Here is a 14,747-nt window from a genome sequence, read left to right on the forward strand (position 1 = left end):
AGCGCCAGCTTCGAGTAAGGGGCGATTGTGACATCAGATCAACGGCGACCGCGGAGGATGTCGCGTCGAGAGACGAGGGCGCGTTCTAGCGCCGCGCACTCTTGTCAGTCCGCCGAACTGCATTTACCGACCGTTGAATAGGAAGCGATCGGACCACTTGTCGTCGACTTCTCCGAAATGGGTCCCGGGGTCGTATTCTTCGACATTTAAAGCGAGGGAGCCCGCGGACAGTCGTCCCGCAACCGCGAGAACCGTATATGACGCGACGACGCGATCCCTCTGGGCGACAATGAGTCCGATACGTGCGCTCAGCAACTCCCGCTGGGCGTTGAGAATATCGAGCGTGGTCCGCAGGCCTGCCTTCGCCTCCTCCCGGACGCCGAATAAAGCGCGTTCCGCTGCCGCGATCTGCGCGCGAGCCGCGACGATCTGAGCTGACGCAGATTGTAGAGCGCTCCAATTCGAACGCATCGACGCCGTCAGCTCCGCGCGCGCGACATCCACGTCGAATCGCTTCTGTCCGGCGCTCTCCTTCGCTTGACGGATCCGAGCGGAGGTCGCACCGCCAGCGTAAATTGGAACCGACAGCCGACCGAGCACTTGCGCGCCGATGGCTCGGTTGTTTCGCCCATCGACATCGGACTGCGTGAAGACATTCGCGACCATCGAGACGCTGGGCAAGAATTCCGCTTCAGCGATCCTGATCGCGAGATCGGCCACATCCGCATCATGCGCGGCGGCGAGAACGAGTGGATGCTCGCTCTGCGCCGCACGCTCCGCCTCCGCGAGCGACTTCGGCAATAAGCGATCGGCGGATCGCGCTGGGGCGAGCTCTTTCGGCTCATTCCCGATCACTTGCCTATAGGCGGCGATACTGGTGTCGAGCGTCGCGCGAGAGATCGCCGCTTGTGATCGACCAGCGGCCAACCGCGCCTCGGCTTGTGCGACATCGGTCACAGTGACTTGGCCGGCCGCCGCGCGCTCTCTCGTTTGGCGCAATTGCTCGTCGAGCACCGCCACATTGTTCCGATGGAGACCGAGAACAGCGGTATCTCGCAACACATTCGTATAGGCGACGACGCCGTCGAGCAGAACGCGTTGCTCCGTGAGCCGCAGACGCTGGCGGGCGGCGAACACGCCCGCTTCTGCCGCATGGGTTGAATTGGTCGCCCTGAACCCGTCGAAAAGCGGCTGCTCGACGCTCAGCGTCGCAGAACGGGGCAAAGAACGCCCGGCCTGAATGCTCTGGACGTAACTCGGATCCCAGACATTGCCGTTGTTCACGTCGATTGCGCTCGAAACGGATCTCCGTTGCTGGACTCCGAGATAGGATTCGACGCCGACACGCGGCCGCATTTGGGCGCGCGTTCGAGGAACATTTTCGTCCTCCGCTCGTACAGCGGCCCGGCCCGAATGGAGAATTGGATTCGATCGGTAGGCCGCCGTCAATGCGCCGTTCAGAGTTTCAGCGTGGACGGTCGTCGCTTCCAGCAACACGCAAAGTGTGACGCAGAGGCGGGTCATCTGAAAGCCGCCTCTCGGATCTCGCGCTTCCTCGTCGCAACGCCTTCGAATAGCGTATAGAGCGCCGGAAGAACTAGTAATGTCAAAAGTGTAGCGCTGATCAACCCGCCGATCACGACCGTCGCGATCGGCTTCTGCACTTCGGCTCCCGTTCCAGTGGCGAGCGCCATCGGAACGAAGCCGAGCGAGGCGACGAAGGCGGTCATGGCCACGGGTCTAAGCCTCGTCATGGCCCCTTCCTTGATGGCCGCGCGAACCGGCCGCCCGAGATCGATCAGCTGACGAATATAGGTTCGCATCACGAGTCCATTCAAAACGGCGACGCCCGACAGCGCGATGAATCCGACTGCCGCAGAGACGGACATTGGCATGTCTCGGATCCACAAGGCGGCGATGCCTCCGGAAAGCGCCAGAGGCACGGCGCTGAACACCAGCACCGCGTCCCAGAATGCGCCGAGCGCCGAGAACAGCAGCAGGAGGATCATGAAAAAGCAGATCGGAACGACAACCATCAGTCGTTGACGCGCTTCGACGAGATTCTGGAATTGCCCTCCCCAAGTGATCCAATAGCCCGGAGGAACATGCACTTTCTCGCCGATCTTCTGCTGCGCTTCATTCACGACGGATGCGATGTCGCGGCCGCGGACATTCGCGGTGACCACCACTCTCCGCTTGCCATTTTCGCGCGAAATCTGATTTTGTCCTTCGATGAAGGAAATCGATGCGACCTGCTTGAGTTGAATCGTCTCTCGCCGATCGCCGCGATCGGATGGCAGCGAGATAGGTATATTTTCGATCGCACGCATGTTCTCGCGCAGCCTGTCGTCGAGCCGCACCAAAATCGGAAAGCGCCGATCTCCTTCGAAGACCACCCCAGCGCGCTGTCCGCCGACGGCGACGCCGATGACATCCTGCACTTCTGCGAGACTCAGCCCCAGACGAGCGATTTCCCGCTTGTCGACATTGATCTCACGAAACGGAAGGCCTCCGACCTGCTCGACCTTGACGTCTTTGGCGCCGTCGATCTCTCTCAGGATCGCGGCGATCTGATTGGCGGCTTTCAGCATGACGTCGAAGTCCTCCCCGAATGTCTTGACGGCGATATCGCCGCGCACGCCGGCCAGCAATTCGTTGAAGCGATTCTGGATCGGCTGCGAAAATTCGAAGGAATTGCCGACGAGGACGTCCAGCCTCGATTGGATTCGGCCGATCAGCTCTGGTTTGGGCAAATGGGGATCCGGCCAATCCGCCTGAGGCTTCAACATGATATAGGTGTCCGTCAGATTGGGCGGCATCGGATCTGTCGCGGCTTCGGCCGTGCCCGTCTTGGAGAAGACATAGGCGACCTCCGGGACGTCGAGCAGAGCTTTCTCGACGCGCAGCTGCATGGCCTGTGACTGCGAAAGCGACGTGCTCGGAATGCGATAGGCCTGCATAGCGAGATTTTTCTCGTCCAGTGTCGGGATGAACTCCTGACCCAGACCAGCGAAGAGAATGAGCGAGCCGACGAAGATCGCGACCGCGACGCCTATGGTCGGAGCCGGTCTCGCCATCGCGCGGTCGAGCAACGGGCGATAGAGCTTCTTCAGGCTTCCGACGAGCACGTTCTCAGTTTCTTCGATCCGCCCGGAAATCAGGATCGAAATCATCGCCGGCACGAAGGTCAGGGAGAGAACGAACGCTGACGCCAGTGCGATTATCACCGTCAACGCCATGGGCTGGAACATCTTGCCTTCCACTCCGGAGAATGTCAGCAAAGGTAGATAGACGAGAATGATGATGCCTTGCCCATAGACCGTCGGCTTGATCATTTCCTCCGCCGACTCGATGATCGTGCTCGAGCGCTCGCCGAGCAGCAGGTCGCGTCCGGTCATGTGCCGACGCTCCGCGAGATGGCGCAGACTATTTTCGGCGATAATGACGGCGCCATCGGCGATCAGCCCGAAGTCGAGCGCTCCGAGGCTCATCAGATTGGCGCTGATATGCCCCTCCACCATTGCCGTTATCAGCAGCATCATGGTGATCGGAATCACCAGTGCGGTGATCAGCGCCGCTCGAAAATTGCCGAGCAAGGCGAACAGAACGATAATGACCAGAAGGGCGCCTTCCGCGAGATTTTTGGCGACTGTCTGGATGGTGGCGTCGACCAGGACGGTCCGATTCAGGATCGGCCGCGCCTCGATTCCCGGAGGCAGAGACTTGTTGATCTCCTGCATCTTGGCGTCGATGGCCGCCGATACGGTCCGGCTGTTTCCGCCGATCAGCATCAGCGCCGTTCCGATGACGACTTCCTTTCCGTTCATGCTCGCGCTGCCCGTGCGCAGCTCGCGCCCGACTCCGACTTGCCCGATATCTTTCACTCGCACCGGCACGCCGCCTCGGGTCGTCACCGGAACGGCGAGAATATCCGCGAAATTCTCGAGCCGACCACGGCTACGAATGACATAGCCCTCGCCATTGTCTTCGACGTAACCCGCTCCTCTGCTCACATTATTGCGGGCGATGATCGCTGCGAGATCGGCGAAGGAGAGGCCGAGGGCGTAGAGCTTCGCGGGATCGGGGTGAACGCCGTAGGTCTTCACATATCCGCCGAGCGAGTCGACGCCGGCGACGCCCGGCACGAGTTTCAATTGCGGTCGGATGATCCAATCCTGGACAGTGCGGAGATAGGCCATCTGCTCGAGATCGCTGCGCAGCGTTTCCCCTTCGGGCGTGACGAATGATCCGTCCGTCTGCCAACCGGCCCGTGCAGAATTCGCGCTCGGAGCCGTGCCGCGGTCCGAGAATGTCACGCTCCACATGTAGATTTCACTGAGACCTGTCGCGACGGGTCCCATTCGGACGTCCACACCGCTCGGAAAGTCGCCTTGCGCCAGGAGTAAGCGTTCCGAAACTTGCTGACGCGCGAAATAGATATCCACCTTGTCGCCGAATACCGCGGTCACTTGCGCGAAGCCATTGCGCGACAGCGAGCGCGTATATTCCAGTCCCGGAATTCCCGCGAGCGCATTTTCGATTGGAAACGTAACCTGCTTTTCCATCTCATTCGGGGACAGTGACGGAGCCGATGCGTTGATCTGAACTTGGTTGTTCGTGATGTCCGGAACGGCGTCGATCGGAAGGCGGGTGAGTGACCAGGCTCCCGCGAGACAGGAGAGCGCCGCGACCAAGACGACGACCCATGGTCGATGAACAGAAAATGAAATGATCGACTTGATCATATCCGACTCGTCACTTTCATCGTCAAACGAAGCGAATTATTCGGCGAGGTCCGGCATCAGGCGGCCGAGTTCGGCCTTCAGCGCGAAGGTGTTGGCGGTCGCGATCAATTCGCCGGGAGCCAGATCGGCGACGACTTCGACCGACTCCTCGTCGGAGGCTCCAGTTTCGATCTTGCGCCGGACAAAGCCTTCGCTCACGCGCACAAATACGGAAGGCTCGCGGTTCACCAGTTGCACCGCGGTGCGCGGAATCATCGCGCCGACTTGCAGACGCTCCAGATCGATTCGAGCGGTCAATAGGCCGCCCGGTCGTAGAGCGAGATCCGGATTCTGAAATCTTGCCACGACGCGCGCCGACTGAGTGTCCTGGCTCAGTAGTGGGCTCACGAAGATGACGGATCCATCCAGCCGTCGCCCGTCGCTGGCGACGAGTTGGGCGGCCTGCTCTTGGCGCACGCTCGGAAGGTCTGTCAGGGCTACCGACAGATCGGCCCAAACCACTGACAGATCTGCGATGACGTAGAGCTCGCCCTCGCCGCCCACCGGCTGTCCGAGGCTCGCTCGACGTTCGGTCACACGTCCGGAAATCGGCGCGCGGATTTCTTTGCGGCGCAGCTGTGAAGTCGGTTGTTTTGGAAGAGCAGAGATCTCGGCCTCGCTCAAATCGAGGGCCGCGAGCTTCTGGCGCGCCAGATCGAGGCGCAGTTGGGCTTCGGATAGAGTCGTCTGAGCGCGGAGAAATGCCTGTTCCGCGGTAATCTTCTTGTCGAACAGACCCTTCTCGCGCTGGAAGAGCTGTTGCTGCAGATTGTAGCTCACAAGGCTCGCGAGGAAATCGCTCTTTGCGTCGGCGACCTCGCGACTTTCGAGATAGGCGATCGTTTCACCGCTTTCCACCCAGTCTCCGATGTTCTTGCGCAATTCGGCGACCGTTCCGACCACCTTAGCGGCGACATGCCCGACTCGGTCGGTATCGGCGGAAACAAGCGCAGGGACGTTGATGCGTCTCGTCAGGACGCCGCCGTGCACCGGCTGAACGGCGAACTCGGCCGCCGCAAACTGCTCCGCCCTCAATTTGATGAGTCCGTCGACTGGGTCCGACGCCTTTTGGGCGTCAATCACAGGCGACTTCGGCGCAAGAAGGTAACGAAGTGGTTCCGAGATCTGCGGAAACCAGGAGCCGACCAGTGCGCTCGCGACGCCCACCGAAATGAGGGCGCGCTTTCCCACACGGGGCTCGGCCGATCGTCGCCGGTGAATAAAAGTTTCCAGTGGGCGCGGCGTGTTCATGCTCTGGGCCGCCGACCCGCGCAGAACAGCATGAACGCAGCGAGGCGACGTTTGAACAGCAGCATGTAGCTCGCGTGTGCGATGACAAAGCCGAGCAGGAAGTTCGCCGACGCCTCGTGGACCTCGGTGATCCAGGATTCGCTTTTGTCGCTTTCACGGCGGTCACGGCTCGCGATCGACGACGGCCCGACGTCGTGATTGCTTGGCGTGCGCCATTCCGAAGCTGAGGAAAAAGTGGGTTCTGCTCGGCGAGAGGGGGGAGACGAAGGCGGGCGATCCGCCAACACGCCGGTCACGACTGTCGAGACCAGCGCAAGAGCCACTCCTGAGAGGAGGAGTTTGCTCACCGCGGGGTGATCGAACCAGCGGACGTGACCGAGTTCCGTGAACCCCAGGAAAAACCGAGAGATTCCGAGCTGGCGAGCCTCGACGACGCCCCAGATAATGCGGACGATCAGGATGAACGTCACGCCATAGCCGAGCCATTCGTGAATGGGGCCGAGTTCCCCGCTGACATAAGCCGATAGCGCTAGCCCTGCCAGGGCGGCATGATAAAGACGGATTTTTTCGGGAAGGGTCATTTCGGACTCCGTTCGAGGACGCCAATCGCAGGCCAAAGCCAGTTTCAACAGCTCTTGGGCTGCCGTGTTCGCGTCTCGCGTCGACCTTCGGGTTCGACGCCCAAAAGCCGTGGCGGCGCTGGGAGGAATTCCACCGTCGGCGCAGAGTGCGTTACGCGGTCTCGACTTGGCGCTGTGAAGGTGTGACGCATTGTCGTATTTTCTCACGGGGTCGAGGAGGGGCAGATCTGCGTCGACGGGGCCTGTTCTTACAGGACGGGACCTGTCGATCCGCTGTCGAGACGTGTCAGGGATTTGTCAGCTATCTCGCGCGATACAGGGGTTCATGGGACGAGGAATCGGACATAGCTGTGCGGCCGCGCTGCTCCTGGGAACGGCCGTCGCCATGGGCGCTGGCGACGCCTTCGCTGTGGAGGAGCGCCTTCGTCGCGAAGATCACGACGTGGCTCGAGCAGCGCTCGAAAGGGGCGAAATTCTGCCGCTCGAGAAGATACTCGCCAGGGTGCGGGAGAGCGTTCGCGGTGACGTCGTCGGAGTCGAGCTGGAGCGAGACCGCGGCGCCTGGATATACGAGATCAAAATCATCGGCCCCGGCAGTGCTATGATCGAAGCGCGCGTCGATGCTCAAACGGGTAAAATTGTCAGGAGAGGCGACTGATGCGCGTCCTGCTCGCGGAGGACGACGAGCGTATCGCGCGAAACGTGAGCGCATCGCTGAACGAAGCGGGATATGTGGTCGATTGGGAAGCCGATGGCCAGGAAGCCTGGTTCAAGGGCGACACCGAGGATTACGCCGCGGCCATCCTCGATCTGGGCCTACCGAGCATGGACGGTCTCTCGATTCTTAAGAAATGGCGAGGCGGTGGACGCTCCATGCCGATTCTCATACTCACGTCTCGCGACAGCTGGCTCGAGCGCGTGGACGGGATCAATTCGGGAGCCGACGATTATTTGCCGAAGCCTTTCCGAATGGAAGAATTGCTTGCGCGACTGCGAGCCATCGTGCGTCGATCCACCGGCTTGTTTGCGCCCATCGTTACCGTAGGAGATCTGAATCTGGACACGCGTCAGATGCGGGTCAGTCTGAACGGAGAGCCCGTATCTCTCACGCCGCAGGAATACAGGCTGCTCAGCTATTTGATGCACCACTCCGGCCGAGTGGTGCCGAATGCGGAGTTGTTGGATCAGCTTTTTTCCCATGACTGCGACAAGACCGAGAACGCGGTCGAGGTCTTGGTCGGACGCGTGCGCAAAAAGGTCGGTTCGGAGCGCATCGAGACGCGACGTGGATTCGGCTACATTGTCGGCGGCGGCAAATGAGGGCAAAGTCGCTTCGGCTGAGGTTGTCGATTGCCGCGTCCCTTTCTCTTTGCATCGCTCTGGTTCTCGCGGGCGTCGCGCTGGTGGCGTTGTTCGAACGATACGTGATACGTCGCGTCGGCGTCGAGCTCGACACTTACATTCGGCAATTGGCGGCGAATGTGTCGATAGAGCCCGACGGAGCTCTGCAACTCGGCAGACCGCTCGCGGATCCACGCTTCGACCAGCCGCTCAGTGGTCTCTATTGGCAAATCGTCGAGGATGGAGCCGGCGTCAAACTGCGGTCGCGCTCCCTATGGGACCACGTCATCGATCTGCCGAATGACGAGATCGAGCCTGGAATCGCCCACCATCACGACCTCGCCGGGCCGAAGGGCGAGACTCTATTTTTGGGGGAGCGCCGCGTGAATTACGCGACGGAGGGAGGCAGACGGCGCTTGCGGATCACCGCCGCCGTCGACCGCAATGAAATTCTAGAGGCGAGAACGGAGTTTGCTGGCGATATGGCTGTTTCGCTCGCGGTGCTGGCGCTCATTCTGTTGGCGTCGTCATGGGGGCAGATTGCGGTCGGCCTGAGGCCGTTAGAGGCGCTTCGGCGGAACGTCAACGCGGTTCGAGCAGGAGAGAAGAAGTCGATTACAGTCGATGGCCCCGAGGAAATCATGCCTTTGGTGGCCGAAGTGAACTCCCTGCTGGAAGCGAAAGCGAAAGCGGTCGAGAGCGCCAAGGCGCGCGCCGCCAATCTGGCGCACGCCCTGAAGACGCCTCTCGCCATTCTCGCGACGGATGCGGAACGGCTCCGAAAGGATGGTCGAGATGAAATCGCCGACGAGCTCCAGGAGCTTGCGTTCGGCATGCGGCGTCACATAAATCGAGAGCTATCGCGGGCGCGATTGCAGTCGCTCGCCGGCTCGCCTGTCCAAGCGACGCCACTTCGAAACGTGGTGGAAAGCTTGACGAGAGCGTTCATGCGAACGCCGCGCGGGGGCGCTCTGTCCTGGCGATTGGACATTCCCGCGGATGTGACGATCGGCATGGGCGTCGAAGAAGCCACGGAGCTGTTTGGCGCGCTCCTGGAAAATGCGGTCAAATGGGCGGCCGCGGAAGTCCATGTTTCGGCGGAACGCGAACGCGTGTTGTCGATCCTCGTCGAGGACGACGGCCCAGGAGTTCCCCCCGAGAAGCTCGTCGAACTCGGGCAGCGTGGCGTTCGCCTCGACGAAAAGACCGAGGGCACTGGGCTCGGGCTATCCATCTCGTCGGACATCGTCGACGCCTATGGGGGGCAAATTCGCTTTGGAACTCGCAGCCCTCATGGATTTCAGGCGATCATCACACTGCCCGCATGACGGCGCTCAGAAGCATTTGTTCGCCTTCAGCTCGTAGACCCAGGCGGCGCACTCGTTCTGGCGTCCGCCGTGCTGCCTCATGCAATTGTTGTAATTCGTTTCGATCGCCAGGCACAATGCGACTTTGGGGTCAGCCTGCGGGACGAAGCGGCGCCTATTTTGGTCTTCATCATAATCACGCGGCCCTTCTTGGCTTCGGCGCCACTCTTCATACTCGCGCCGGCGGTGTCGCTCGCGCCATTCCTCGCGCATCTCGTCGAGACGGGCGCAAGCTTCTTCGTCGCCATGCTCGCAATCCTCGTGAAGGCGATGCATATAGTCTCTTCGGCGGTCCTCCTCTTCCTCTTGGGCGCGTGCCAGAGTAGGGGCCATAGTTACGATCAACCCGACGACAATCGCTTGTGTCCATTTCATGGATGGGCCTTTTCCATCGTACGGAAGGGACCACGCGGCCCTCCTTTGAAACCATATAGATGGTGTCCGATTAACGAGTTATTAACGATCTCATCGTCGGGCTTTTTACGTCTATCATTACAATTGCTGTCGATTTTCCGTCGAGATTTGACCCAGGATTTCCATTGAGAACTGACCCGGGTTGAAGATGGCTTGCGGGTCAGTCGGTCGTCATGTTTTGGTCTTCTCCTTTGCAGGTTTGTCCGCCTTCGCCGAGCTGTTCTTAAACCGGAAGCTGTCGTTCCCGGTTTCTAGGATGTGGCAGCGGTGAGTGAGGCGATCGAGCAGAGCCGTCGTCATCTTGGCGTCCCCGGAGACGGCGGCCCATTCGCCGAAGCTGAGATTCGTCGTGATGATGACGCTGGTCCGCTCGTAGAGCTTGCTCAGCAGATGGAGCAGCAGCGCCCCGCTGGAGCCGCTGAACGGCAGGTAGCCGAGCGCGAAGCCGCCGCCGCGATCTGACACGATGATTTTTTGAGCGGGCGAAGGATTTGACCCCTCGACCCCAATCTTGACCAGGTTGCGTGCCGCGTTTGGCGTAGCCAGCGGAACATCCAATGTCGCCGGTCTTGAATTGGCCGGCTATTGGCCGTACATTGTGGCGAGGAGAAAAAGGTCATGACGGACGCCGCATCCAGACCTGATGGGAGACGCACCCGAGCAGAGCGATTGGAGGCCCGTGTCACCGCCGAGCAAAAGAACCTGATCGAGCGGGCGGCGGCCCTGCAAGGGCGGAGCGTCACCGATTTCGTGCTGACCAGCGTCCAGGACGCCGCCCGGAGAGCTATCGAGGAACATAATCAGCTGTCGCTCTCGGTTCGTGACAGCGAAGCATTCGTCGATGCGCTGCTCAACCCGAAGCCGGTCAATGATCGTCTTCGCGATACGGTACGCCGCTATCGCGAGCGAACCGGCTTTTGACGCGTGCCTGCCGGAAAAGACGAGAAGCTCTACGTGGAGCCGCTGGCTTCTGGCCATGACAGATCGGGATTCGAGAGCGGCGTGGAGGTGCTCGACCGATATTTTCGGACACAGGCCGGTCAGGACGCGCGAAAGAACATGGCCGCGCCCTTCGTTCTGGCGCTGCCCGACGGGACGATCGCGGGCTACTACACGCTTTCGTCGACCTCCGTGCAACTCGCCGAGCTGCCGGAGCAGACCCTGCGGAAGCTGCCGAAATATCCGCGCGTGCCGGCGACGCTCATGGGCCGGCTCGCGGTCGATCAGCGGCTACAAGGGAAGGGATACGGCCGGTTTCTACTCGCCGACGCTCTCTACCGATCTGCCCGGAGCGAGATCGCCTCGTTCGCGCTGATCGTGGATGCGAAGGACGATAGCGCCCGCCGCTTCTACGAACGAGAGAGTTTTCTGCCGTTCCCCGAACAGCCCATGAAGCTGTTTCGGACGATGGCGGACATAAAGCGGCTATTTGAATGAGTGGCCACGGGAGTGAGCGGCAGTCGGCTGGCGAAATCGCATGCCGATGGGCGCCCGAAATTCGCGCCAAGGAGAGGAGCTGCGTGTTCCAGCGCGGCCTGGCGAGCAGGAAGAAAAAGAGAACAATCCCTGCACACGGTGTGCACACGGCGCATGTTATCTATTTGAAATTACAAATATTTTAGTCCAGTCCATCATGGGCGCCACGGAGAATCTAATCTCTTGATTTATAGGCGATGTCATCCTGGTCTCTAGGCCATAGGTCGGATCGTGTGCACTCTCCCGGACGCCTCGATACGACACTTTTCGCTCCTTTTCGACTTCTCAGTGCACACAGGCCGCACACGAAATGCGACCTTCACGAGGCTCAAATCCGGCTCCTGGCGCGCATGAGTTCAACGCAAGGGGAAATAACGTCAACGAGACGTTTCTCCGCCGGCGCGACGCCGAGGAGTGGGCGCTCGACATAGAGCGCCGGATCGACCGCGGCGAGTCGCCGTCGAAGCGCGCGCGAAAGGGAGCTCGAACATTCGGCGATCTCGTCCGGCTCCATAGAGACGATCTCGCGGAGGTCGGAAAGCGGATCGGCCGGTCGAAAGCCGCGAGCCTCAAATCTCTCGAGCGTCGCCTCGGGCGATTGAAGATTTCGGAGCTCGATCGAGAGCGGCTCATTCAATTCGGTCGCGATAGAGCGAAGGAAGGAGCCGGTCCCGTCACGCTCGGCATCGACCTCGGCTACATCAAGACGATTTTGCCGCATGCGGCGGCGGTTCACGGCATTCAGCTTTCAACGGAGCCGACCGACCTCGCACGCATTGCGCTGAACCGTTTGGGATTGGTCGGGAAGGGAAACGAGCGTGATCGTCGGCCGACGCAGGACGAAATCGATCGCATCATCGCGCGATCCGATTTGACGCCGCAGCTGACAATTCCGTTGGGACGGATTGTACGCTTCGCGATCGCGACTGCGATGCGGCTCGATGAAATTTGCCGCGTCGCTTGGGAGGATTTCGATCCTCGATCCTGGAAGTTGGAACGGATCACCCGTGAAAGCGGATAGCCGTCCGGACCGGTTTTGGGCGACGGGCCGAGGTGGGACAAGCCGCGGCCAGTTTCCGCGGCGGCGACCGCGGGCGTCGTTCCGGCGCCGGAGCTGCATGACTCGGCAGGGTGGCGAGCGATGTCACACTCGACGCGACGTGCATTAGCTGGGCAACCCATGTCGCGCCACGGAAATCGGGCCGCGATGATCGAGCCACTGCGTCTCACGAGTGTAGGGCTTTGGAGATTCACGAGCCGTTCATCTGCGGAGCGCGATGCTGGCTCATGTCGTCGCCGGGTCGAGCAAGTCCGCATGATGGAGTAGCGGGAATCGCGTGACCGTAACACGGGAGAGAATGTTCATGGACAAGAAGACCGTCGGGCTGGTCGGCGTAATTTCGGCGTTGCCACTCACCGCGGCGCCCGCGGCCGACGCGAGAACGCTCGATCAAGTGATGTCACCCCGCTCCTATGCGGAGCTTCTGCAACCGATACCGAATGCGGCGGCGCTCCTGCGGGAGGCCGAGGCGCGGAAGGCCGTACAATCCGAGCCGCGCATCCAGACGGCGCAATATTATGGCAATCCTTACTACGACGGTTACGGCTACACCTACTATCCGTACCGACGGTGGCGCCACCACCATCACCACCATCACCACCACCATCACCACCATCACCACCATCATCATGGCTGGGGTTGGGGCGGCTGGGGCTACTACGGCCCGCCGCGCTATCACCACCACCACCACCATCATCATCATCACCACTGGAATGATGGGCGCTGGTGAGAACACAAGCCGCACCGTCATTCACGACGCGGCTTTTTCTGCTTCTCTTCGGCCGAATGTGCTGCGCCATGCATGCGGCGATAGGTGCCGTCGAAAACCGTGTCGCTCGTCGATAGCCATTGCGAGTCGACGCCGAGCGTTTCACGGCTCGCGTAGATGCGTCGCGCTTGCAATTCACGTTCGGCCGCCTCGTCGAAGCTCATCGGCTCGAGCTCGATATCACTTTCCGCCGGAATCATGGTGAACTGAGCCATCGGCGTGCCGGTCCGGAAGATATGCGTTTGTCCTTCCATCGGCGATTTGAAAACGAGGAAATAGATCATCGGCCACCATTCGCGGATGATCGCCGGCACTGCGATCGGCGCGGCGCCGGCGCTGTCGGTATAAAAGCTCGGATGAGTCTCGACCTTGATCGCATAGCCGGCTTCTGGCTTGAGATCGAGCAGGAGCTGGTAGGTGTAGAAGCTGCCCCCAAAATCACGAAAGGGCGGCCAGCTGCGGCCGGGACTCGGCGGGGCGCCGAAGTCGCCGTCGAGTATCAGTCGGCCGTCCTTCTTCGAGACGTGCAGCTCGTTCTCGTAGGGGTAGAAAATTTCGACGCCATATTTGGCGTATTCGGAAAACGGCACGCAGTGCCAAGCGTGTTCATGCGAGCCATCCGTGCGCTTCTCCGGCTGCCCTGCCCAGCCGGGGATTTCCATGCGCGTGCGGCGGGGCGCGAGATCGTCGCCGTTCATCCGGAACTTGATTTTTTTCATGAGGATTTCCTTTCGTTCGGAGGCCGCTCCGGCAGCGCGCTCTGCTCGAATTGCCGCGGCGTTCTAGACGGCGGCGTCGGAAGTCTAATGATTCCGGCGGAACGCGGGCGCATCCGAAGTAGTCGATGATACACAATTACCTGGGCGTCATTACGGCGACGAAATCGTGGATCATGAGGGTCGCGACCATGCCCGGTCGCAGCAGCAGATCGGGATTGAACGCCTCTATGACGACACGATACGTCGAAGCGTGGTCGGCATCCGGGGTCGAACGTGAAACTTGCTCGACGATTCCCGAGAATGCGCGCCCTGGCAGAGAAAGCACTCTGAAAGCGACCTGACTGCCGATCCTCGGTTGCCTCAGCTCGCTCGAATGTATCGTGACGACGATCTCGACGACGCTAAGATCGGTCGCGACCTGGAATAGCCGGGCAGGCGCGTCGCGCTCCTCGATCGTAAGGCCCACTTTCACTTCGCGCGCGATCACTGTCCCGTCGACCGGCACGGCCACGGCGGTTTGCGCCAAATGCTCCTCGGCTTCGCTCACGCGATCTCGGCGCAGCGTGCGCAACGCCTCTTCCTGATCCGCCCGCGCTCGCGTGCGGGAAAGAGCGATCTCGGATTGGGCGAGCGTTTTTTTCGACAGAGCCCCGTGATCCGCCTCGGCTCGTTGGCGCTCGAGCCGCTTTTCCATCCGGGCGAGGGCCGCTCTGGCTGTTTCGAGGCGGGCGTCGGCGAGAGCAAGATCGGCTTTTGCTTGCTCGACGGTGGCGCGGTAAGGCTGGGGATCGATCTCGGCGCAAACCTGGCCTGCCGTCACCTTTGTCCCGACGTCACAATAAACCGCTCGGATGGTCCCCGATAGGCGTGTGGAGATCGGCGTGGCGCTCGCCGCCTCGATGACGCCCGTCGCCGTCACGCCGTCTCGCGGCGCATTGCGCTCCCATCGGAAATAGAGCCATCCGCATCCCAGAAGGACCGCGAG

General features: G+C 60.9%; 14 protein-coding genes and 1 pseudogene. 7 read left to right on the top strand and 8 right to left on the bottom strand.

Translation table 11 applies throughout. The features are described 5' to 3' along the window. Nucleotides 1-123: 123 nt before the first annotated feature. The 4 genes from METLW3_RS0106965 to METLW3_RS0106980 are packed head-to-tail and all read right to left on the bottom strand — an operon-like array spanning nt 124 to nt 6,616. The gene (locus METLW3_RS0106965; protein WP_024879246.1) at nt 124-1,524 is read right to left on the bottom strand and encodes a TolC family outer membrane protein; all 1,401 of its coding nucleotides are present in this window, start codon (nt 1,522-1,524) and stop codon (nt 124-126) included. After that, nucleotides 1,521-4,745, bottom strand: a complete 3,225-nt coding sequence (locus METLW3_RS0106970) for a CusA/CzcA family heavy metal efflux RND transporter (RefSeq protein ID WP_024879247.1) — start codon at nt 4,743-4,745, stop codon at nt 1,521-1,523. Before METLW3_RS0106970 ends, METLW3_RS0106965 begins: the two co-directional genes overlap by 4 nt. 36 nt (nt 4,746-4,781) lie before the next feature. Then, nucleotides 4,782-6,035, bottom strand: a complete 1,254-nt coding sequence (locus tag METLW3_RS0106975; protein ID WP_084484800.1) for an efflux RND transporter periplasmic adaptor subunit — start codon at nt 6,033-6,035, stop codon at nt 4,782-4,784. Then, a complete protein-coding gene (locus METLW3_RS0106980; RefSeq protein WP_024879249.1) occupies nt 6,032-6,616 on the bottom strand; it encodes a cytochrome b/b6 domain-containing protein in 585 nt (194 codons plus the stop codon). The genes METLW3_RS0106975 and METLW3_RS0106980 overlap by 4 nt, the downstream gene beginning before the upstream one ends. Nucleotides 6,617-7,001: 385 nt before the next feature. On the opposite strand from METLW3_RS0106980, the gene METLW3_RS27440 reads away from it, so the two are divergent. From METLW3_RS27440 to METLW3_RS0106995, 3 genes are all read left to right on the top strand, one after another. After that, entirely contained in the window at nt 7,002-7,274 is a 273-nt protein-coding gene (locus METLW3_RS27440; RefSeq protein WP_245267240.1) for a PepSY domain-containing protein, read from the top strand. Beyond that, complete coding sequence (locus METLW3_RS0106990) at nt 7,274-7,936, top strand: response regulator transcription factor (protein ID WP_024879251.1); 663 nt, start codon at nt 7,274-7,276, stop codon at nt 7,934-7,936. The genes METLW3_RS27440 and METLW3_RS0106990 overlap by 1 nt, the downstream gene beginning before the upstream one ends. A gap of 104 nt (nt 7,937-8,040) precedes the next feature. Next, on the top strand, nt 8,041-9,285 hold the full coding sequence (locus tag METLW3_RS0106995; RefSeq protein ID WP_198022750.1) for a HAMP domain-containing sensor histidine kinase: 1,245 nt from the start codon (nt 8,041-8,043) through the stop codon (nt 9,283-9,285). Between the two features lie 6 nt (nt 9,286-9,291). On the opposite strand, the gene METLW3_RS0107000 is transcribed toward METLW3_RS0106995, so the two are convergent. Together METLW3_RS0107000 and METLW3_RS0107005 are read right to left on the bottom strand one after the other, a co-directional pair. Then, on the bottom strand, nt 9,292-9,699 hold the full coding sequence (locus METLW3_RS0107000; protein ID WP_134188039.1) for a hypothetical protein: 408 nt from the start codon (nt 9,697-9,699) through the stop codon (nt 9,292-9,294). Nucleotides 9,700-9,909: 210 nt separating this feature from the next. Then, nucleotides 9,910-10,176: pseudogene (locus tag METLW3_RS0107005) on the bottom strand (ATP-binding protein); the annotation flags it as partial. A gap of 180 nt (nt 10,177-10,356) precedes the next feature. Here METLW3_RS0107005 and METLW3_RS0107010 point away from each other — a divergent pair. From METLW3_RS0107010 to METLW3_RS27445, 4 genes are all read left to right on the top strand, one after another. Beyond that, nucleotides 10,357-10,659 carry a DUF1778 domain-containing protein gene (locus tag METLW3_RS0107010; RefSeq protein ID WP_024879255.1) on the top strand — a complete coding sequence of 101 codons (303 nt, stop codon included), beginning with the start codon at nt 10,357-10,359 and terminating at the stop codon, nt 10,657-10,659. Between the two features lie 3 nt (nt 10,660-10,662). Beyond that, the gene (locus METLW3_RS0107015) at nt 10,663-11,175 is read left to right on the top strand and encodes a GNAT family N-acetyltransferase (RefSeq protein ID WP_024879256.1); all 513 of its coding nucleotides are present in this window, start codon (nt 10,663-10,665) and stop codon (nt 11,173-11,175) included. A gap of 751 nt (nt 11,176-11,926) precedes the next feature. Continuing rightward, entirely contained in the window at nt 11,927-12,235 is a 309-nt protein-coding gene (locus METLW3_RS28735) for a hypothetical protein (RefSeq protein ID WP_198022751.1), read from the top strand. 343 nt (nt 12,236-12,578) lie between these two features. After that, the gene (locus METLW3_RS27445) at nt 12,579-13,004 is read left to right on the top strand and encodes a hypothetical protein (RefSeq protein WP_084484880.1); all 426 of its coding nucleotides are present in this window, start codon (nt 12,579-12,581) and stop codon (nt 13,002-13,004) included. A 17-nt stretch (nt 13,005-13,021) separates the two neighbouring features. Here the strand turns inward: METLW3_RS27445 and METLW3_RS0107030 are convergent, their stop codons facing one another. Beyond that, the gene (locus METLW3_RS0107030; protein WP_024879258.1) at nt 13,022-13,762 is read right to left on the bottom strand and encodes a hypothetical protein; all 741 of its coding nucleotides are present in this window, start codon (nt 13,760-13,762) and stop codon (nt 13,022-13,024) included. 136 nt (nt 13,763-13,898) lie between these two features. Beyond that, a complete protein-coding gene (locus METLW3_RS29045) occupies nt 13,899-14,681 on the bottom strand; it encodes an efflux RND transporter periplasmic adaptor subunit (RefSeq protein WP_245267443.1) in 783 nt (260 codons plus the stop codon). Nucleotides 14,682-14,747: the final 66 nt, after the last annotated feature.

Source organism: Methylosinus sp. LW3 (assembly GCF_000527115.1).
Classification (GTDB): domain Bacteria; phylum Pseudomonadota; class Alphaproteobacteria; order Rhizobiales; family Beijerinckiaceae; genus Methylosinus.